At 71.5% G+C, this 19121-nt stretch carries 20 protein-coding genes; 17 read left to right on the top strand and 3 right to left on the bottom strand.

Going from position 1 to position 19121, the window contains the following annotated elements:
• Positions 1–29 precede the first annotated feature (29 nt).
• The 14 genes from FCL41_RS15015 (at position 30) to ccsB (ending at position 14595) form a co-directional block, all read left to right on the top strand.
• Positions 30–1643 (top strand): class I adenylate-forming enzyme family protein, encoded by a 1614-nt coding sequence (locus tag FCL41_RS15015; RefSeq protein WP_137064871.1) that lies wholly within the window; start codon positions 30–32, stop codon positions 1641–1643.
• 75 nt (positions 1644–1718) lie between these two features.
• Positions 1719–1961, top strand: a complete 243-nt coding sequence (locus tag FCL41_RS15010; RefSeq protein ID WP_137064872.1) for a glutaredoxin family protein — start codon at positions 1719–1721, stop codon at positions 1959–1961.
• A 205-nt stretch (positions 1962–2166) separates the two neighbouring features.
• Positions 2167–2874 carry a redox-sensing transcriptional repressor Rex gene (locus FCL41_RS15005; protein ID WP_137064873.1) on the top strand — a complete coding sequence of 236 codons (708 nt, stop codon included), beginning with the start codon at positions 2167–2169 and terminating at the stop codon, positions 2872–2874.
• Entirely contained in the window at positions 2871–4181 is a 1311-nt protein-coding gene (locus tag FCL41_RS15000) for a glutamyl-tRNA reductase (RefSeq protein ID WP_137064874.1), read from the top strand. The genes FCL41_RS15005 and FCL41_RS15000 overlap by 4 nt, the downstream gene beginning before the upstream one ends.
• Entirely contained in the window at positions 4178–5101 is a 924-nt protein-coding gene (gene hemC, locus FCL41_RS14995) for a hydroxymethylbilane synthase (protein ID WP_137064875.1), read from the top strand. Before FCL41_RS15000 ends, hemC begins: the two co-directional genes overlap by 4 nt.
• A 29-nt stretch (positions 5102–5130) precedes the next feature.
• Complete coding sequence (locus FCL41_RS14990) at positions 5131–6792, top strand: bifunctional uroporphyrinogen-III C-methyltransferase/uroporphyrinogen-III synthase (RefSeq protein WP_137064876.1); 1662 nt, start codon at positions 5131–5133, stop codon at positions 6790–6792.
• A gap of 143 nt (positions 6793–6935) precedes the next feature.
• Positions 6936–7931, top strand: coding sequence for a porphobilinogen synthase (gene hemB / locus FCL41_RS14985; protein WP_137064877.1), 996 nt, complete (start codon positions 6936–6938; stop codon positions 7929–7931).
• Between the two features lie 103 nt (positions 7932–8034).
• Positions 8035–8625 carry a hypothetical protein gene (locus FCL41_RS14980; protein ID WP_137064878.1) on the top strand — a complete coding sequence of 197 codons (591 nt, stop codon included), beginning with the start codon at positions 8035–8037 and terminating at the stop codon, positions 8623–8625.
• Between the two features lie 84 nt (positions 8626–8709).
• Positions 8710–10029 (top strand): glutamate-1-semialdehyde 2,1-aminomutase, encoded by a 1320-nt coding sequence (gene hemL, locus FCL41_RS14975; RefSeq protein ID WP_212723059.1) that lies wholly within the window; start codon positions 8710–8712, stop codon positions 10027–10029.
• On the top strand, positions 10026–10700 hold the full coding sequence (locus FCL41_RS14970; RefSeq protein WP_137064880.1) for a histidine phosphatase family protein: 675 nt from the start codon (positions 10026–10028) through the stop codon (positions 10698–10700). Before hemL ends, FCL41_RS14970 begins: the two co-directional genes overlap by 4 nt.
• A gap of 2 nt (positions 10701–10702) precedes the next feature.
• Positions 10703–11332 carry a TlpA family protein disulfide reductase gene (locus FCL41_RS14965; RefSeq protein WP_239021666.1) on the top strand — a complete coding sequence of 210 codons (630 nt, stop codon included), beginning with the start codon at positions 10703–10705 and terminating at the stop codon, positions 11330–11332.
• Positions 11325–12086, top strand: coding sequence for a cytochrome c biogenesis CcdA family protein (locus tag FCL41_RS14960; RefSeq protein ID WP_137064881.1), 762 nt, complete (start codon positions 11325–11327; stop codon positions 12084–12086). Before FCL41_RS14965 ends, FCL41_RS14960 begins: the two co-directional genes overlap by 8 nt.
• Positions 12083–13630 (top strand): cytochrome c biogenesis protein ResB, encoded by a 1548-nt coding sequence (gene resB / locus FCL41_RS14955; RefSeq protein ID WP_239021665.1) that lies wholly within the window; start codon positions 12083–12085, stop codon positions 13628–13630. Before FCL41_RS14960 ends, resB begins: the two co-directional genes overlap by 4 nt.
• Positions 13627–14595: a c-type cytochrome biogenesis protein CcsB gene (ccsB, locus tag FCL41_RS14950; RefSeq protein WP_137064882.1), complete on the top strand. Its 969-nt coding sequence runs from the start codon at positions 13627–13629 to the stop codon at positions 14593–14595. Before resB ends, ccsB begins: the two co-directional genes overlap by 4 nt.
• Here ccsB and FCL41_RS14945 read toward each other — a convergent pair.
• The gene (locus tag FCL41_RS14945) at positions 14553–14816 is read right to left on the bottom strand and encodes a hypothetical protein (protein ID WP_175422353.1); all 264 of its coding nucleotides are present in this window, start codon (positions 14814–14816) and stop codon (positions 14553–14555) included. The genes ccsB and FCL41_RS14945 overlap by 43 nt on opposite strands.
• Positions 14817–14868: 52 nt before the next feature.
• Entirely contained in the window at positions 14869–15831 is a 963-nt protein-coding gene (locus FCL41_RS14940) for a DUF6492 family protein (RefSeq protein ID WP_137064883.1), read from the bottom strand.
• A gap of 113 nt (positions 15832–15944) precedes the next feature.
• Between FCL41_RS14940 and FCL41_RS14935 the strand changes: the two genes are divergently transcribed.
• The 3 genes from FCL41_RS14935 to FCL41_RS14925 all read left to right on the top strand — a co-directional run bounded on the left by FCL41_RS14935 (position 15945) and on the right by FCL41_RS14925 (position 18193).
• Positions 15945–16205 (top strand): DUF4229 domain-containing protein, encoded by a 261-nt coding sequence (locus FCL41_RS14935; RefSeq protein ID WP_137064884.1) that lies wholly within the window; start codon positions 15945–15947, stop codon positions 16203–16205.
• 66 nt (positions 16206–16271) lie between these two features.
• Positions 16272–16874: a hypothetical protein gene (locus FCL41_RS14930; RefSeq protein WP_137064885.1), complete on the top strand. Its 603-nt coding sequence runs from the start codon at positions 16272–16274 to the stop codon at positions 16872–16874.
• 59 nt (positions 16875–16933) lie between these two features.
• On the top strand, positions 16934–18193 hold the full coding sequence (locus tag FCL41_RS14925; RefSeq protein ID WP_137064886.1) for a GNAT family N-acetyltransferase: 1260 nt from the start codon (positions 16934–16936) through the stop codon (positions 18191–18193).
• Between the two features lie 9 nt (positions 18194–18202).
• Here the strand turns inward: FCL41_RS14925 and FCL41_RS14920 are convergent, their stop codons facing one another.
• Complete coding sequence (locus tag FCL41_RS14920; RefSeq protein ID WP_137064887.1) at positions 18203–19081, bottom strand: 1,4-dihydroxy-2-naphthoate polyprenyltransferase; 879 nt, start codon at positions 19079–19081, stop codon at positions 18203–18205.
• Positions 19082–19121: the final 40 nt, after the last annotated feature.

Genomic DNA, 19121 nt, shown 5'->3' with positions numbered 1-19121 from the left:
TGATCGTTGGATGTGCCAGTATCACCAGCATGCCTGGTGCCACCGACGTCGCCGACCTCGTGGCCTCCGCCGCTGCGGAGAGCCCGGAACGCCTCGCGCTCGTGGAAGTGGGGGGACGCAGCCTGACCTGGGCGCGCCTCGAGGACGAGGTCGCGCGCGTGGCCCACGGCCTCAACCGCCTCCACGTCGTGGGCGGCCACCGCGTGATGCTCGTGCTCGGCAACCGGCTCGAGTTCGTCACCACCTACCTCGGCACGCTCCGTGCGCACGCCGTCGCGGTGCCGGTCAACCCCGCGACGGGTGCGTACGACCTCGCCCGGAAGATCGCCGACTCCGGGTCGCGCCTCATCGTGGCCGACGCCGAGACGGCCAGCCACGCCCGTGAGGCCGTCGCCATGGTGCGGGCCGCCCTCGCCGGGACGCCCCTGCCCGGTGCCGGCGACCTCGAGCCCGAGCTGCTCACCCGCGCCAAGGACCCCCACGTCGTGGTGATCGGCGAGGGTCGCCAGGACGAGACGACCTACGCCGAGCTGGTCTCGGGGGAGCCCGCCGAGTTCGTGCCGGTCGCCGACCCCGAGCGGCTCGCCGCGCTGCTCTACACCGCGGGCACCAGCGGACGTCCGCGCGCCGCGATGCTCACCCACCGCGCGCTGCTGGCCAACATCGAGCAGGTCGCCGACACGGACCCGCCGATGATGCACGGCGACGACGTCGTGCTCGGCGTGCTGCCGCTCTTCCACGTCTACGGCCTCAACGCGGTGCTCGGGAGCGTGCTGCGCCACCGCGCCAAGCTGGTCCTGGTCGACCGCTTCGACCCCGAGGGCACCCTGGACCTGATCGACGACGAGGCGATCTCCGTGCTTCCGCTGGCCCCGGCCGTCTTCGGCCACTGGATCGGACGCGACCAGGTCAAGGAGCGGCTCGGCCCGGTGCGGCTCGTCCTGTCGGGCTCGGCCGTCCTGGCTGCCGAGGTGATGGAGCGCTTCACCGCCGAGACCGGGCTGGAGGTCCACCAGGGCTACGGCCTCACCGAGGCGGCCCCGGTGGTCACCACCACGATGCGCGGTGCCCCCTCGCTCCCCGGCTCGGTGGGCCGCCCGCTCACCGGCGTCGAGGTGCGCCTGGTCGACGAGCACACCGGCCACCTCGAGGGCGACGACCCCGGCGAGATCCAGGTGCGCGGACCCAACCTCTTCAGCGGCTACTGGCCCGACGGCGCCGACGGCCCCGGCGACGACGGCTGGTGGTCCACCGGCGACGTCGGCTACCGCGACCCGACCGGAGACCTCTTCCTCGTCGACCGGGTGCGCGACATGCTCGTGGTCTCGGGCTTCAACGTCTACCCCTCCGAGGTCGAGGACGTCATCACCGAGGTCGAGGGCGTCACCGGCGCGGCAGTGATCGGTGTCGACGACCCGGCCAGCGGGCAGGCCGTGGTCGCGTACGTCGTCTCCGACGGCCCGCCGGACGAGGTCGAGGCCGCCGTGCGTCAGCACGTCGAGGCACGCCTGGCGCGCTTCAAGCGTCCGTCGCGCATCGAGGTCCTCGACTCCCTGCCCGTCACCGTCACCGGCCGTGTCGAGAAGGGGCGCCTGCGGGGCATCGAGCGTCGCCGCGCGCTGGGGCTGATCGGGGAGGACTGACCCCCGTGGCGGTGCGGGCCCGTCCGCAGGACCTGCGCGGGCCCGGGCCTCACCACCGGCTGGGATGATGGATCCATGGCCGAACCACGCATCACGCTCTACGGGCGACCCGGCTGCCATCTCTGCGACGACGCGCGCGCCGTCATCGAGCGCGTCTGCGCCGAGCTGGGGGAGTCGTTCGTGGAGATCGACATCGACTCCGACGAGGACCTCTACGACCGCTTCGGCGAGGAGATCCCGGTGACCTTCGTCGACGGCCGCCAGCACGACTTCTGGCGCGTCGACGAGGCGAGGCTGCGGGCGGCGCTGGTGCGCTGACGGTCGCTCCGCTGGCCGTCGAGGAGGCCGCTCGAACCCCGACCCGAAGACGGCCACCCGCCTGCTGTGGCGCACCTCACCTGTGGTAGCCGAAGGGCGGGAAGATTTTGTTCTCACGTTCACAAACTCATAAAGTGGCCGGGTCGAGCGATTCCCGCCCCCGGAGCCCCCCGGTGGATCGTTGCGGCTGGAAAGAGATGTCCCAGTGAGTTCACGGTCCTCTGGCGAGAATGCGCGCGAGATCCCTGAAGCGACGGTCGCTCGACTCCCCGTCTACCTGCGGGCGCTCACCGGACTCACCGAGGGCGGCATCGCGACCTGCTCCAGCGAGGAGCTCGCCGCGGCGGCCGGCGTCAACAGCGCCAAGCTGCGCAAGGACCTCTCCTACCTCGGCTCCTACGGGACCCGTGGCGTCGGCTACGACGTCGAGTACCTGACCTACCAGATCGCCCGCGAGATCGGTGTCACCCAGGACTGGCCCGTCGTCATCGTCGGCATCGGCAACCTGGGCCACGCCCTGGCGAACTACTCCGGCTTCCGCAGCCGTGGCTTCCGCGTCGTCGCGCTGCTCGACGCCGACCCGGCCCGCGCCGGTGAGGAGGTCGCCGGGATCGCCGTACGGCCCTTCGACGAGCTCGAGCAGATCGTGGCCGACCACGCCGTGGCCATCGGGGTCATCGCGACGCCCGCCGCGGCCGCGCAGTCGGTGGCCGACCGCATGGTCGCCTCCGGCATCTCCAGCATCCTCAACTTCGCGCCCAGCGTCCTGGCCGTGCCGGCCGGCGTCGACGTGCGCAAGGTCGACCTCTCGATCGAGCTCCAGATCCTCGCCTACCACGAGCAGCGCAAGGCGGCGGTCGAGGCGGTTGCCGCGACCGATGCAGCCCCGCTCGCACCGGGAGGAGTGTCATGAGCGTCCTCGTCGTGGGCATCTCCCACAAGTCCGCCCCGATGTCGGTCCTCGAGGGCCTGGCGCTCGACGCCGACGGCGCCCGCAAGCTGGTGCTCGACGCCGCCGACTCCGAGCACGTGGGTGAGGCCGCGGTCATCTCGACCTGCAACCGCCTCGAGATCTACGCCGACGTCGACCGGTTCCACGGCTCCGTCGAGGAGCTCTCCCGCCTGCTCGTCGCCCGCTCCGGCGCGGCTCCCGAGGCCATGGTCCCGTACCTCTACGTCCACTACGAGGACGGTGCCGTCTCGCACCTGTTCCACGTCGCCGCGGGCATGGACTCGATGGTGCTCGGCGAGGGCCAGATCCTCGGCCAGGCCCGCAACGCCCTGCGCGTCGGCCAGGAGCTCGGCACGGTTGGTCCCGCCCTCAACTCCCTCTTCCAGCAGGCGCTGCGCGTCGGCAAGCGCACGCACGCCGAGACCGACGTCGACTCCGCCGCTCCCTCGATGGTGTCCGCGGCGTTGCAGGAGGCGCTGGGGGACGACGGCGTACGCAACGTCTCCGCGCTGGTGCTGGGCGCCGGCTCGATGGCCTCGCTCGCCGTCGCCACCCTGACCCGCCAGGGCGCTCGCGAGGTCGTCGTGGCCAACCGTTCCCTGGCCAACGCCCAGCGTCTGGCCGACGAGCACGACGGCGTCCGCGCGGTCCCGATGGACGAGCTCGGTGACGCCCTCGGCTCCGCCGACCTCCTGGTCACCTGCACCGGCGCCTCCGGCGTGGTGCTCACCGCCGCCGAGGTCGCGGAGGCCCGTGAGGGGCGTACGCAGCCGCTCACCGTCCTCGACCTGGCCCTGCCGCACGACGTCGACCCGGCTGCCGCCGAGCTGCCCGGCGTCGAGATCCTCGGGCTGGCCGCCCTCGCCGAGCGCCTGGGTGGCGACCACGAGGCGGTCCGCAGCGTCGCCGGCGTCCGCGAGATCGTGGCCCAGGAGGTCCGGGCCTTCCTCTCCGCCCGTCGTCAGGCCTCCGTCACCCCGACCGTCGTGGCGCTGCGCACCATGGCGACCGGTGTCGTCGAGTCGGAGCTCGAGCGCCTCGAGGCGCGCCTGGGCGAGGCCGACCCCGAGGTGGTGGCCGAGGTGCGACGTACGGTCCACCGGGTCGCCGAGAAGCTGCTGCACCAGCCCACCGTGCGCGTGCGCGAGCTGGCTGACGAGGACGGCGCGATCTCCTACGCCACCGCCCTGGCCGAGCTCTTCGCGCTCGACCCCGACGCCGTCTCGGCCGTCACCCGCTCCGACATCGTCGAGGGGGGCAACTCATGACCCGCGTCCTGCGCCTGGGCACCCGTGCCTCCGCCCTGGCCACCACGCAGTCGGGGACGGTCGCCGAGATGGTGCGCGCCCTGGGCCACGAGGTCGAGCTGGTGCACGTGAGCACCGAGGGCGACGTCAACCGCGGCCCGCTGGCCCAGATGGGCGGCACCGGGGTCTTCGTCTCGGCGCTGCGTGACGCCCTGCTCGACGGGCGCGTCGACTTCGCGGTCCACTCGCTCAAGGACCTGCCGACCACTCCCGCCGAGGGCATCGCCCTGCCGGCGATCCCGCGCCGCGAGGACCCGCGCGACGTCCTGGTGGCGCGCGACGGCCTCACGCTGGGTGAGCTGCCCGTGGGCAGCCGGGTCGGCACCGGTTCGCCGCGTCGTGCCGCCCAGCTCTCTGCCCTCGGCCTCGGCCTCGAGGTGGTGGCGATCCGCGGCAACGTGGGCACCCGCATCGGCAAGGTCGCCTCCGGCGAGCTCGACGCCGTGGTGCTCGCCGGTGCCGGACTCAACCGCCTCGGCCGCAGCGACGAGGCCACCGAGCTGCTCGACCCGATCCAGATGCTCCCGGCCCCCGGCCAGGGTGCGTTGGCGATCGAGTGCCGTACCGCCGACACCGAGCTCGTCGAGCTGCTCTCCGCGCTCGACGACGCCGCCACGCGGGCCGCAGTGCTCTGCGAGCGGCGGGTGCTGGCCACGTTGGAGGCCGGCTGCAGCGCCCCGCTGGGTGCGCTGGCAGAGGTCGCCGAGGGCGACAGCGGAGAAGAACTGTGGATCAGGGCCGTGGCCCTGTCCGGGGACGGCAGTCGGACGGTGCGCATGAGCGCCTCCGGCCTGCCCGGTGATGCCGTTGGCATCGGCACCCGACTGGGGAGCGAGATGCTCGCCGCGGGCGCAGCCGAACTGATGGAGGAACCAGCCTGATGGAAACACCAGTGAGGAAGCAGCAGTCCATGACTACTGGCAAGACCCCTGACAAGCCGACCCCCACCGGATGGGTGTCGTTCGTGGGCGCTGGGCCCGGTGACCCGGGCCTGCTGACCGTGCGTGCCGTCGAGTTGTTGCGTTCCGCCGAGGTGGTGGTGACCGAGGCGCCCGAGCACGCCGCCATGGTGCGGACCGTCCTCGGTCTGCCCGAGCCGGTGGAGCCCGCCGAGGGCGCCGAGGCCGAGGTCGCGGCCGGGCCCGTCTTCGTCGACGGCGGCTTCGGAGACGACGGACAGCCCCTGACCAATGCCGCCCGCGGCCGTCTGGTGGTGAAGCACGGCAAGAAGTCGCGGGTGGTGCGCCTCATGACCGGTGACCCGTTCATGTATGCCTCCGGTCCCGAGGAGGCGCAGGCCTGCGTCAAGGCGGGCGTGGGCTTCGAGATCGTCCCGGGCGTCTCCGCCATCGCGGCCGTTCCTGCGTACGCCGGCATCCCGCTGACCGACAAGAACCACCGCGAGGTCGCCGTGGTGACCTGCGGCGGCACCATCGACTGGCGCCAGTACGCCGACGACCGCACCCTGGTGCTGCTGTCGGGTGTCGGGGCCATCGGCGAGTGCTCCAAGGCGCTCATCGAGGCCGGCCGGTCGCCGAAGACCCCGGTCGCGGTGACCCGCGTGGGCACCACCACCGAGCAGTCGACCCTGACCTCCACCCTGGAGAACGTCGCGGCCGACGTGCGCTCCGCCCGGGTGGCCCCGCCGGCGATCATCGTGATCGGCGACGTGGTCAACCTGCGCGAGACGTTGTCGTGGTTCGAGACCAAGCCGCTCTTCGGCTGGCGCGTCCTCGTGCCGCGTACGAAGGAGCAGGCCGGCTCGCTCTCGGCGCGCCTGCGCGACTTCGGTGGCGTGCCGGAGGAGGTGCCGACCATCTCGGTCGAGCCGCCCCGCAACCCGCTGCAGATGGACAAGGCCGTGCGCGGCCTCGTCGAAGGCCGCTACGAGTGGATCGCCTTCACCTCGGTCAACGCGGTCAAGGCCGTGCGCGAGAAGTTCGAGGAGTACGGCCTTGACGCCCGCTCCTTCTCGGGCCTGAAGATCGCCGCGGTCGGTGACAAGACCGCCGAGGCGATCGCCGCGTGGGGCCTGCGTGCCGACCTGGTGCCGAGCGGCGAGCAGTCCGCCCGCGGGCTGGTCGACGAGTGGCCGCCCTACGACGAGGTGCTGGACCCGATCAACCGGGTCTTCCTCCCGCGTGCCGACATCGCCACGGAGGTCCTCGTGACCGGCCTGGGCGAGCTCGGGTGGGAGTGTGACGACGTCACCGCCTACCGCACCGTGCGTGCCGCGCCGCCGCCGGCGCCGACCCGCGACGCGATCAAGACGGGCAAGTTCGACGCGGTGGTCTTCACCTCGTCGTCCACCGTGCGCAACCTCGTCGGCATCGCCGGCAAGCCGCACCCGTCGACGATCATCGCGGTCATCGGACCCGCCACGGCGAAGACCGCCGAGGAGCACGGCCTGCGTGTCGACGTGATGGCTCCCAAGCCCGACGTCGACCTGCTCGTCGATGCCCTGGCCGACTTCGGGGCCGCGCGTCGCGCCGCCATGGTCGAGGCGGGCCAGCCGGTCACCAAGCCGTCGGACCGCAAGGCCTCGGGCCGCCGCAAGGCCGCCGCGAAGTAGTCGCTGCTGCCCCGCGCAGCCCGCGCCCAGCGCAGCCCCGCGCCCCGCGCCGACCCCCGTGGTCGGTGGCGGGGCGCGGTGCGTTTCCCGTGCGCCCGTGCTGTGTGCCCCGCCCCTTGCGCAGGCAGTGAGAGGATCGATCCATGGCTCCTCTCGACGACCTGACCGGCCCCGCGATCCGTCCCCGCCGCCTGCGCGCCACCCCGGCGCTGCGACGGATGGTGGCCGAGACGACGGTCGAACCGCGCCAGCTGGTGCTGCCGGTCTTCGTGCGTGAGGGCATCGACTCGCCCGTCGCGATCTCGTCGATGCCCGGCGTCGTGCAGCACACCCGGGACAGCCTCAAAGCGGCGGTTCGCGAGGCTGCCGAGCTCGGCCTGGGCGGCGTGATGCTCTTCGGGATCCCCGAGGCGAAGGACGCCCTCGGTTCCGGGGCGCTCGACGCGGACGGCATCCTCAACGTGGCGATCGCCGACGTCGTCGCCGAGGTGGGCGACGCCCTGACCGTGATGAGCGACCTCTGCCTCGACGAGTTCACCGACCACGGCCACTGCGGCGTCCTGGCCGAGGACGGTCGCGTCGACAACGACGCCACGCTGCGGGTCTACGCCGAGATGGCGCAGGCCCAGGCCGCGGCCGGGGTCCACATGGTCGGCCCGAGCGGGATGATGGACGGGCAGGTGGCGGTCATCCGCGACGCCCTCGACCTCGACGGCCACACCGACGTCTCGATCCTGGCCTACTCGGCGAAGTACGCCTCCGCCTTCTACGGCCCCTTCCGCGAGGCCGTCGACTCGTCGCTGTCCGGCGACCGTCGGACCTACCAGCAGGACCCGGCCAACGCGCTCGAGGGCGTACGCGAGGCGCTGATCGACGTCGAGGAGGGCGCCGACATCGTCATGGTGAAGCCGGCGCTGGCCTACCTCGACGTGCTGCGCCAGGTGCGCGACGCCGTCGACGTGCCGGTGGCGGCGTACAACATCTCGGGTGAGTACTCGATGGTCGAGGCAGCCGCGGCGCACGGGTGGATCGACCGCGAGGCCGCGATCCTGGAGACGTTGACCTCGATCCGACGCGCCGGTGCCGACATCGTCCTGACCTACTGGGCAAGCGAGGCGGCTCATCTGCTCAAGCAATGAGAAAAAGGTGGAATTGGAACAATCTTGTATTGCGTGTACCTTTTGACTGTTCCCTCGCGGTCTGTCCGACCGGCCGCGGACTCCCCCCTTCCGGAGGTTCGCCATGCCCCCAGGCGTGCACACGGCCCGATACCTCTTCCCCGACCAGGGGGAGGAGGCTGCCCTGAGCTCGATCACCGAGCTCGTGGACGTGGGCGTCGTCCCCGTCGACGTGGCGCTGGAGTGCTGCTCCGGGGTGCCCGAGGTCGAGGGTTCGCACCCCCGGCTGGTCGCCGACGGCGAGGTGTTGCGCATCTGGCGCAGTCACCGGGGCGGACAGCTCGACACTCTCCACGCATGGCAGCGACGCACGATCTGCACCTTCACCTTCCCGCACCTGCGCCCCGACCTCGTGCAGCTGACCGTCTCGGGCATCGACGCGGAGGAAGGGTGCCGGGCCGACGCCGTACGCATCGCGGGGTTCCAGGTCGCCACGGGAAGGGGGCTGACGGTGCGACCACGGACCTCCTTCGTGCCCGAGCGGGTGGTGGCCGAGACGCCCGGCGTCGACGGCACCGCCACCTTCACCTATGCCGGTGCACCGATGGAGGCGTTCACGGTGCACCTGTGGGACGCCCACGTCGGGCCACGGAGCGCACCGGCCCTCCAGCGTCTGTCCATCGGTCACTTCACCGTGGGGGTACGCAGGAGGTGACCCAGGAGGCGCCGCCCCCGCGGCGTCACCCACCTCACGGGGCGGGAAATCGACTGGGTTGGGCCGCTGGGTCACAATGGCGTGGTGACTCCACGTCCCCACGCCGGTAGCGGCGCGCTGTTCGAGCGCGCACGAGCCGTGACCCCCGGGGGAGTCAACTCTCCCGTTCGTGCCTTCAACGCCGTCGGCGGCACGCCGCGGTTCATCCGCTCCGCCCAGGGGGCGTGGCTGACCGACGTCGACGGCAACGACTACGTCGACCTGATCTGCTCGTGGGGGCCGATGCTCCTGGGCCACGCCCACCCCGAGGTGCTGGCCGAGGTCAACGCCGCGGTCGCGCGGGGCACGTCGTACGGCACCCCCACCGAGCCCGAGGTCGAGCTCGCCGAGGAGATCGTGCGGCGTACGCCCGTCGACCGGGTCCGCTTCGTCTCCTCGGGCACCGAGGCGACCATGTCGGCGATCCGGCTGGCGCGCGGCTTCACCGGCCGCGACGTCATCGTGAAGTTCGCCGGCAACTACCACGGCCACGTCGACGCCCTGCTCGCCCAGGCCGGCTCCGGGCTGGCCACCTTCGCAGTGCCCGGCACCCCCGGCGTACCGACGTCGGCGACCGACCTGACCCTGGTGCTGCCCTACAACGACCGGGCCGCGGTCACCGCCGCCTTCGCCGAGCACGGGCAGCGCATCGCGGCGCTGATCGTGGAGGCGACGCCCGGCAACATGGGCATCGTCCCGCCGGAGCCGGGCTTCAACGCCTTCCTCACCGAGACCTGCCGCAGCGCCGGCGCCCTCTTCATCTCCGACGAGGTGATGACCGGATTCCGCGCCACCGCCCAGGGCGGGTGGGGCCTCGACGGCGCCGTCGAGGGCTGGACTCCCGACCTGATGACCTTCGGCAAGGTGATGGGTGGCGGCTTCCCGGCCGCCGCGTTCGGCGGTCGCGCCGACGTGATGAGCCACCTCTCGCCGGAGGGCAACGTCTACCAGGCCGGCACCCTGTCCGGAAACCCGATCGCCACCACCGCCGGCCTCGCGACCCTGCGCCGCGCAGGAGACGAGGTGTACGCCCACCTCACGGCTGCCGGCAACGCGATCAAGGCCGGCATCACCGACGCGTTCACCGCCGCCGGGCTTCCGCACCGGATCCAGTCCGCCGGCACGATGTTCTCGGTCTTCCTGCGTGACGGTGAGGTCCGCAACTTCGCCGACGCCAGTGCCCAGGACGAGAAGGCCTACGCCGCCCTCTTCCACGCCATGCTCGACGCCGGGGTCTACCTGCCCCCGAGTGCGTACGAGTGCTGGTTCGTGTCCGCGGCCCATGACGACCGCGCGGTCCAGACCGTGCTCGACGCCCTCCCGGGCGCTGCCCGGGCCGCCGCTGCAGCAGGAGAGAACGCATGACCACCACCCTCGTCCACGTCCTGCGCCACGGTGAGGTGCACAACCCGCAGGGGGTCCTCTACGGCCGCCGCCCCGGCTTCCACCTCTCCGAGCGCGGGGTGAAGATGGCTGAGCGGATCGCCGAGTCGATCGGTGACCGCGACATCGTGCACATGCGTACCTCCCCGCTCGAGCGGGCCCAGGAGACCGCCGCGCCGCTGGCCGCGCGCCTGGGTCTGACGCCCGAGATCGACCCCCGCGTCATCGAGTCGACCAACAAGTTCGAGGGCCTCAACTTCAGCGAGGGCCCGATGACCCTGGTCAAGCGCCCGCACCTGTGGCGCCACCTCTACAACCCGTTCAAGCCGTCGTGGGGCGAGCCCTACGAGGACATGGCGGCCCGCATGCTGGCCGCGGTGTACGACGCCCGTGACGCGGCTCGTGGCCACGAGGCCGTCGTGGTCTCGCACCAGCTGCCGATCTGGACGCTGCGCCTCTTCGCCGAGGGCAAGTCCTTCCTGCACGACCCCCGCAAGAGGGAGTGCACGCTCTGCTCGCTGACCACCCTGCAGTTCGAGGACGACCGCCTCGACAAGGTCCTCTACTCCGAGCCCGCGGGTGACCTGATCCCGTCGCAGGACAAGAACGCGCCCTTCTCGGCGGGCGGCGCACCGGAAGAGAAGCGTCCCTGATCGTGTCACCACGTCTCACTCGGGTCCGTCGTGGCCCGGCCCGTCTCCACGGCCTGCCGAGGGTCGCCACGGCCCTCCTCGTCGCTGCGCTGCTGCTCACCGGCTGCTCGAGCTTGGGCAGCACCGGCGACAAGGGCTACATCAGCCAGGACGGCGTGGTCGCCACGGTCGACGAGGACGAGCGCGGCAAGCCCATCGAGCTGTCCGGTGAGGACCTCGACGGCGAGCAGCTCGACCTCGCCGACCTGCGAGGCCAGGTCACCGTGGTCAACGTGTGGTGGTCGGCCTGCCCGCCCTGCCGCGCGGAGATGCCGCACCTGCTCGAGGCGGAGAAGGCCACCGAGGACATCGCCCAGTTCGTCGGGATCAACATCCGCGACGGCTCGACGAGCCAGGCCAAGAGCTTCGTCCGCAAGTTCGGCGTGCCCTACCGCTCGTTCTACTCGCCCGACGGCAAGGCGCTGCTGCCCTTCAGCGGCACCATCCCGCCCAACGCCATCCCCTCCACCGTCGTCCTGGACGCCGAGGGACGCGTCGCCGCGACCGTGATCGGTGTCCTGCCCTCGGCGCGCACGCTGGTCGGCGTCATCGAAGACCTGTCGGGCCAGAAGGCCGAGCCGATCGATGGGTGACGCGTTCAGGGAGATCGCCGCATCGGGCTCACTGCTCGTGGCGATCCCGGTGGCGATGGTCGCCGGGTTGGTCTCCTTCTTCTCGCCGTGCGTGATCCCCCTGCTGCCCGGCTACCTCTCCTACGCGACCGGTCTGTCGGGCGCCGACCTCGCCGCGGGCGAGGCCGAGCGCCGGCGCGGTCGGATGCTGCTCGGCTCGGTGCTCTTCGTGCTCGGCTTCGCCGCGGTGTTCGTGGCCCTGGGGTCGGTCTCCGGCGCGCTGGGCGAGTGGCTGCAGACGTGGACCCGCGAGATCACCGTGGTGCTCGGCCTCGTGACCATCGTGCTGGGCCTGGCCTTCGCCGGCTGGCTGCCGATCTTCCAGCGCGACCTGCGCATCCACAAGGTCCCCGCCGTGGGGCTGGGCGCTGCCCCCCTGCTCGGGGTCCTCTTCGGGCTGGGCTGGACGCCCTGCCTGGGCCCGACCCTCGGCATGATCTTCACCCTGGCCTACACGGAGGGCACCGCGGGTCGCGGCGCCCTGCTGGCCGGGGTGTACGCCCTGGGCCTGGGCATCCCGTTCATCGTGGCGGGGCTGGCCTACCGCAAGGCGCTCGGTGCCTTCGCGTTCTTCAAGCGCCACCAGGTGGCCGTCATGCGGACCGGTGGCCTGATGCTGGTCGTCGTCGGCCTGCTCATGGTGACCGGCTGGTGGCTCGAGATGGTGACCTGGCTCCAGGTCCACCTGGTCTCCGACTTCGAGGTGAGTGTGTGAACGACCTCAACCTGGTCGAGCTGGCACGCTGGACGTGGCGTCAGCTGACCTCGATGCGTACCGCCCTGGCGCTGCTGCTCCTGCTGGCGCTCGCGGCCGTGCCCGGGTCACTGATCCCGCAGGCCGACGTGGATGCGTTGAAGGCCTCGCAGTGGCAGGACAACCACCCGACGCTGACACCGATCTACGAGAAGCTCGGACTCTTCGACGTCTACGCCTCGCCGTGGTTCGCCGCGATCTACCTGCTGCTCACGATCTCGCTGGTGGGCTGCATCATCCCGCGCACCAAGGTCTACTTCCGGGCCATGCGGGCGCGTCCGCCGAAGGCTCCGCGCCACCTGACCCGGTTGGCCGACAGCGCCTCGTACGAGACCGAGGAGTCGCCGGAGGAGGTGCTGGCGCGCGCCGAGAAGGTGCTGGGCAAGCGCCGCTTCCGCCGCGACCGGCACGACGAGGGCACCGAGGGCGGCTACGTCGCCTCCGAGCGGGGCTACCTGCGCGAGGCCGGCAACCTGGTCTTCCACCTGTCGATCCTCGTCGTGATGGCGGGCGTGGCGGCCGGCAGCCTCTTCGGCTACCAGGGCGGCGTGATCGTGACCGTCGGCAACGGCTTCTCCAACAACCTCACGCAGTACGACGACTTCGTGCCGGGCAGCCTCTACCAGCAGGAGTGGATGGAGCCGTTCTCGTTCGACGTCACCGACTTCGAGCTCGAGTGGCTGACCTCGGGCGCCGGAGCGGGCCAGGCCCGCAAGTTCGTCTCCAAGCTGCGCTACACCGAGGAGCCGGGCGCCGAGGAGAAGACCTACGACCTCCGGGTCAACCACCCGCTGACCATCGGCAGCACCGACGTCTTCCTGATCGGCCACGGCTACGCCCCGGTGATCACGGTCAAGGACCCGGACGGCGAGGTCGCCTACTCCGGTCCGACGATCTTCCTGCCCACCGACATGAACTTCCGTTCCTTCGGCGTCGTCAAGGCACCCGACGCGAAGACGCCGCTGGCGCTCGAGGGCGAGTTCTACCCGACGTACGTCTTCGACGACGGCCCGCACTCCTCCTTCGGCGACCTGCTCAACCCGCTCGTCTCGATGGAGGTCTACACCGGTGACCTCGGCCTCGACGAGGGCCGGTCGCAGTCGGTCTACGTGCTCGACAAGGCGCGGATGACCAAGGTGACCGGTGAGGGCGGCAAGATGTTCCGCGTCGACATGCGCCCGGGCGACACCGTCGAGCTGCCCGACGACCTCGGCAGCGTCACCTTCGAGGGCGTCGAGCGCTGGAACAAGATCCAGATCAGCCAGACACCGGGCAAGTTCGTCGCACTCGCCGGCGTCGTGCTCGCGCTGCTCGGCCTGATCGGGTCCCTGTACGTCCGTCCCCGTCGCATCTGGGTGCGCGCGCGCCGCGTCGACGGGGCCACGCTCGTGGAGATCGGTGGCCTCGACCGCTCCAGCGGTGGCGACATCGCCGACGAGGTCGAGAGCATCACCGCAGAACTCAAGGCGGCGCCGACCGGTGCCGCACCGAAGGAGCAGTCGTGACCGACACCCAGTGGGAAGTCCTCAGCAACCAGGCGATCACCGTCGCCGGGGTGGTCTACTTCCTCGCCCTGCTGAGCCACCTCGTCGAGTGGGCGGGCCTGCGCCAGGTGCCGCACACCGAGGAGGTGACGACCGGGCGCACCGCGCTCTTCGGCCGCCTCGGGCTGCTGCTGACGTGCCTCGGCGCCGCCGTGCACTTCGTCGCCCTGCTGGGCCGCGGCATGGCCGCCGACCCCAACCGGGTGCCTTGGGGCAACATGTACGAGTTCGCGATCTCGGGCGCCTGGTTCGTCGTCGTGATCTACCTGCTCACCTACAAGCGCTTCGGCCTGTCGTGGCTGGCCCCGCTCGTCGTGGGCACCGTGCTGACGGTGCTGATGATCGCCGTGATCTGGCTGCACAAGCCCGTCGCGCCGCTCACCGAGGCCCTGGACTCGCCGTGGCTGGTCATCCACGTGGTCTCCGCCGTCATCGCCACCGCTGCCTTCACCCTGGGCGGCCTGCTCGTCATCATGTTCCTCATCCAGGAGCGCATCGAGAAGAAGGACGCCGAGCGTGGCGTGGAGCGTACGACCGGCTACTGGTCGCGCGTGCCGAGCACCAAGGTGCTGGACCGCCTGGCCTACCGGATGCACGCCTTCGGCTTCCCGGTGTGGACCTTCGCCGTGCTGATCACCGGCCCGATCTGGGCGCACGAGGCCTGGAGCCGCTACTGGAACTGGGACCCCAAGGAGGTCTGGGCCTTCATCACGTGGGTCGTGTACGCGGCCTACCTGCACGCCCGTACGACCGCCGGCCTGCGCGGCAGGGTCGCCTCGATCCTGGCGCTGATCGGCCTGGCGACGCTGTGGTGGAGCTTCATCGGCGTCAACTTCTTCTCGACGACCTCGCAGCACTCCTACGCCGAGGGCGCGAGCCAGGTTCAGCTGGTGCCGGTGGAGTCCTCGCCGTTCGCCTCGTCCTGATCGGGCGGCGTCTGGCCCTGCTCCTTGGCCTCGCGGCGCCGCTTGCGCTCGAGGTCCCACAGGAAGTCGGGGTCGTCGTCGGGAGCGACCTGGCGCGGCGGCCGGGCGGCTCCGCCCCGCGGTCCGCGGGGTGAGCGCGACCCTCCTCGCCGCTCGATCGTTCGGGTGACCAGGTAGATGGTCACGGCGACCAGCAGCACGACGAGCAGGATCTTGAGCACGCCCCCAGCCTAGGTGCCTACGCCAGCCCGGTGGCCGGTGACGCCCGGTGACTCAGGTCAGCGGCGTCAGGTAGTACTCGGCCGGGTGCGCGGTCAGGAGACCGGCGTCGTGCCAGACCTGGGTGATCCGCTCGCGCTGCAGGTCGTCGAGCTGGGGGAGCCGGTTGCGGTGCAGGCCGAAGAACTGGATCTCGGGGTCCGCGAGACGGTCCAGCTCGCGGTGCACGACCTCGGCCGTCTCGGGATAGGTCGTGAAGAGCGTGACGCAGTTGGGGACGTCGTCGTAGTAGAGGTCGTCGACGGAGCCGAAGCGGTACAGCAGGTAGGCGTAGTAGAGGAAGAACTCACCCACCTGCGGGTAGACGCGGCGGAAGGCCCTGACGAACGGGACCCCCGCCCGCTGGCCCACCTCGCGCATCATCGCCTTCACCAGGTCGGTCTGCATCAGGTAGGGCGTGATGGTGGGCATGACCGGCGCCATCGGGTCGGCGTCGAGCTCGAAGACCTCGTACGAGGCGATGAGCAGTCGCCGCATCAGGTTGCTGGTCGGCGTGAGCACCGTGCGACCCCGGCCGCGCTCGTCGAACCAGTCGGCCGCCGAGGCGGGCTTGACGAGGTGGTTCTTGGAGTCCAGCACGAGGTAGTGCGAGGTCTCCACGCGGCGGGCGAAGATCAGCTTGAGGATCTGCTGGCCGCGCCACGAGTTGAAGTCGCCCGGGCGCAGGTCGTGGGGCTCGACGAGCACCAGCTTCTCGCGCAGGCGAGGGCTGAGGGTCTCGGCGTGGCGCCTCAGCTCCTGGAGCACGGGCTCGCCGCCGTTGACGATCACCGTGAACTTCGCCAACGTGTCGAGGTCGAAGAACCGGTCGAAGGAGGTCAGCTGCAGCTGGCACAGCCGTACGTCCAGCTCGAAGGCGATCGAGAGCACCTCGAACTCGTGCGGCACGGCGGCCCGTGGAGTCTCCGGAGCTGCCGCAGCGACGCCCGGCAGTCGTCGGCGCAGGCGCTCGAACATGATTCTCCACATCCCCCGTGATCTGGTCACCGGGAATCGTAGCCGAGCGACGTCTGGGGGCAGGGGCTCGGGCGACGGCGCGACCATGGACCCCGGCTCGTAGAGTGGAGGGTGTGAAGGAGTTCTGGATCTACAACGCGTTGCGCCTGCTGCTGCTGGTCTCGTCACTGGTGATCGTGATCGGTGTCTGGGCCCTGCTCGCCGACGAGGTGCCCCTGCTGTGGGCGCTGATCCTCGCCTTCCTGCTCTCCGGGGTCCTGTCGTGGTTCCTCCTGTCTCGCCAGCGTGAGGCGCTCGCGCGCGTGCTGGCCGAGCGGTCCGCCAAGGCGTCGGAGAAGTTCGAGGCCTACAAGGCCCGTCAGGACGAGGACTGAGCCCCGTCCCCACGCGGTGGCTCCGGGCCGTCGACACGGCACCGACGAGCCGCCACCATGGGGGGCATGGACGACGCCGCAGGTGCGCAGGGGAGACCGGCTGACTGGCAGCTGAGCCCCGCAGCCGGGACGTCCTCCCGCGCGGTGGGGCGGGGGCGCGGGGTCTTCGCGCGGGCCATGGGCAAGGCGCGGGACGAGAAGGAGTTCCGGGAGTTCCAGTCGAGGCTGGCCCACGGCGGCGGCGACCTGCCCGAGCTGCGGACCGTGACGGTCGACGTGGCCAAGGACGCCCTCCAGGCGGTCCGCGAGCGCGCCGACGGCTGGCGTACGGGTGCCGCCTCCTGGCTCGCCCTCGGAGTCGGGGTGATGACCCTCAAGGGCAAGGACGACGGAATCGGTGCCTTCGCCGGGTCCGACCAGGTCCTGCTCCTGGTCGTCCTGGGCCTCTCGGTCGTCCTGGGCCTGGCCAGTCTCTGGTTCTTCCTGCAGGCCGCCCACGGTCCCTACTGGCTCGACTCGACCGTCCAGCAGCTCTCCGGTGCCTACGACGCCGAGCGCTACTGCCGGCGCGCGTTCGGCGCCGCCCAGGACCTGCGCCGCGGACAGGTGACGTGGCTGCTGTCGTTCCTCTTCTACTGCGTGACCGTCGTCCTGCTCTGGGTGCTCTGACGGGCGGCCAGCGGAAACCACCTGTCCGGCGCGAGGAGCGCCCCGGATACGGTGGAGCGATGGAGTACGACGTCCGCACGCTCGACCCCAACGACCCTGAGACCCCCGCGCCGTTGCTGCGTGGCTACCTCGAAGCCGTCAACCGCGGCTTCCACCTGGTCCGCGCCGACAGTCGCGGTGAGGACGTGTGGCTGCGCGACGTACGGGGCAACTCCGCCCGCCTGCACGGTGCCTGGCTGCCCGCCGGCAGCTTCGGCGAGAGCCCGGTGCCGGTGGCCACCGTCACCAGCTGGGACGGCGAGCTCAACACCGGCGCCGAGGTGATCGACCTGCACATGATCAGCGACGTCACCGTCGCTCCGTCCAGTCGTCGCCAAGGTCTGGCGCGGCGCCTCCTCAGCGCCGACCTCACCGCAGCGGCCGCCGCCGGCAAGTCGGTCGCCGCCCTGACCGTCTCCGAGGGCGGGATCTACCGCCGCTTCGGTTTCGGACCCGCGACCCAGGTCAGCAAGGTCGAGGTCGACGTCACGCGCCGCTTCGCCTTCGACGACTTCAGCTCCTTCGGCCGCACGGTGGTGCTCGAGCCCGCCGAGCTCGGCGACGTGCCGAGCCGGGTCTTCGCGCAGTGGCACGCCACCCACCGCGGCTCGATCTCGCGCCCGGCCGGCTACTCCTCCTTCACCCACGGTGGCTGGGACTGGTCGGACCAGGCGCCGTCCAAGAAGATGCGCGCCGTGGTCCACCTCGACGACGCCGACGAGCCGCACGGCTACGCGCTCTACGAGCACGGCGGCTGGGGCGACGACCACACCGTGAAGGTGCGCGACCTGGCCTCGGTCTCCACCGAGGGCGAGCTCGCCCTGTGGGACTTCCTGGCCGGCATCGACCTCACCGACCGGGTGACGGCGACCGTACGCCCCGACCACCCGCTGGCGTGGGCGCTGACCGACCCGCGCTGCGTGAGCGCCAAGGGTCCCTCCGACCACATCTGGGTGCGGATCCTCGACGTCCCCGCGGCCCTGGCCGCCCGACCCTGGTCGGCCGACGGCGAGGTCGTCCTCGGTGTCGTCGACGCCCTCGGCCTCGCCGAGGGGCGGTGGGCCGTCTCGGTGCGCGACGGCCGCGCCACGGTCACGCCCAGCGACGCCGCGCCCCAGGTCAGCCTCGACGTCAGCACGCTGGGGTCCCTCTACCTCGGGGTCGTCACCGTCGACACCCTGGTCGCGGTCGGCCGCGTCCGCGGTGACGCCGACGCGCTGCACACGTGGGCGGCGATGAGCGACGGCGGGCCGGTGCCCTACTCGCTCACCTCGTTCTGAGGCGGGGAGTCAGACCGCGTTGAGGGTGACCGTCACCAGGGCGGCCCACCACAGCTGACCCATGCCGGTCGCGGCCAGGACGGGGATCAGCGCAGGGCCGGTCGCGCCGCTCAGCACGGTGCGCAGGGCCGGCACCATCCGCAGACCGAAGACCAGGGCGAGCAGGACGCCCCAGTGGGTGGAGGCCGCGACCGCGACGACAGCCACCGCGGAGGCGGCGACGAGCAACGCGTAGAAGCCACGCGTCCGTTCGTCGCCCAGGCGCACCGCGAGCGTGCGCTTGTCGGCGAGCACGTCGGTGGGGATGTCACGCAGGTTGTTGGTCACCAGGACCGCGCAGGCGAGCGCGCCGATGCCGATGCCGGCGTACAGCGCGGGCCACTCCCAGGTCTCGGTCTGCACGTAGGTGGTGCCGATGACGGCCACCAGGCCGAAGAAGACGAAGACCATGACCTCGCCCAGCCCGAGGTAGCCGTAGGGCTTCTTGCCGCCGGTGTAGAACCAGGCGGCGACGATGCAGACGACGCCCACCGCCAGCAGCCACCACGCGGTGGTCGCGGCCAGCACCAGCCCCGCCACGGCGGCGACGCCGAAGGCCGCGAAGGCCGCCCGCTTGACCGCGGCGGGCGTCGCGCGCCCGGAGCCGACCAGGCGCATCGGGCCGACCCGGTCGGCGTCGGTGCCGCGGATGCCGTCGGAGTAGTCGTTGGCGTAGTTGACGCCGACCTGGAGCGCGAGGCTGACCACGAGCGCGAGCAGGGCCTTCCAGCCCACCATCGAGTCCGCGTACGCCGCGATGCCGGTGCCGACGAGCACCGGGGCGACCGCGGCGGGCAGGGTGCGCGGGCGCGCCCCGGCGATCCAGTCGCCAGCAGTCGCCGCGCTCATCGCGCAGCTCCGGTCGGCAGCAGGGACGGGCGGGGGGCAG

The organism is Nocardioides jishulii (assembly GCF_006007965.1).
GTDB lineage: Bacteria > Actinomycetota > Actinomycetes > Propionibacteriales > Nocardioidaceae > Nocardioides > Nocardioides jishulii.
This window is presented reverse-complemented; position numbering and strand designations above follow the sequence as displayed.

What these genes read in the sequence shown, in the direction of transcription:
- FCL41_RS15015 (WP_137064871.1), top strand. Translation starts at nt 30, where the DNA reads ATGCCTGGTGCCACCGACGTCGCCGACCTCGTGGCCTCCGCCGCTGCG.
- hemB (WP_137064877.1), top strand. Translation starts at nt 6,936, where the DNA reads ATGGCTCCTCTCGACGACCTGACCGGCCCCGCGATCCGTCCCCGCCGC.
- FCL41_RS14925 (WP_137064886.1), top strand. Translation starts at nt 16,934, where the DNA reads ATGGAGTACGACGTCCGCACGCTCGACCCCAACGACCCTGAGACCCCC.
- FCL41_RS14980 (WP_137064878.1), top strand. Translation starts at nt 8,035, where the DNA reads ATGCCCCCAGGCGTGCACACGGCCCGATACCTCTTCCCCGACCAGGGG.
- FCL41_RS15000 (WP_137064874.1), top strand. Translation starts at nt 2,871, where the DNA reads ATGAGCGTCCTCGTCGTGGGCATCTCCCACAAGTCCGCCCCGATGTCG.
- FCL41_RS14960 (WP_137064881.1), top strand. Translation starts at nt 11,325, where the DNA reads ATGGGTGACGCGTTCAGGGAGATCGCCGCATCGGGCTCACTGCTCGTG.
- FCL41_RS14920 (WP_137064887.1), bottom strand. Translation starts at nt 19,081, where the DNA reads ATGAGCGCGGCGACTGCTGGCGACTGGATCGCCGGGGCGCGCCCGCGC.
- hemC (WP_137064875.1), top strand. Translation starts at nt 4,178, where the DNA reads ATGACCCGCGTCCTGCGCCTGGGCACCCGTGCCTCCGCCCTGGCCACC.
- FCL41_RS14990 (WP_137064876.1), top strand. Translation starts at nt 5,131, where the DNA reads ATGACTACTGGCAAGACCCCTGACAAGCCGACCCCCACCGGATGGGTG.
- FCL41_RS14930 (WP_137064885.1), top strand. Translation starts at nt 16,272, where the DNA reads ATGGACGACGCCGCAGGTGCGCAGGGGAGACCGGCTGACTGGCAGCTG.
- FCL41_RS14940 (WP_137064883.1), bottom strand. Translation starts at nt 15,831, where the DNA reads ATGTTCGAGCGCCTGCGCCGACGACTGCCGGGCGTCGCTGCGGCAGCT.
- FCL41_RS14970 (WP_137064880.1), top strand. Translation starts at nt 10,026, where the DNA reads ATGACCACCACCCTCGTCCACGTCCTGCGCCACGGTGAGGTGCACAAC.
- FCL41_RS15010 (WP_137064872.1), top strand. Translation starts at nt 1,719, where the DNA reads ATGGCCGAACCACGCATCACGCTCTACGGGCGACCCGGCTGCCATCTC.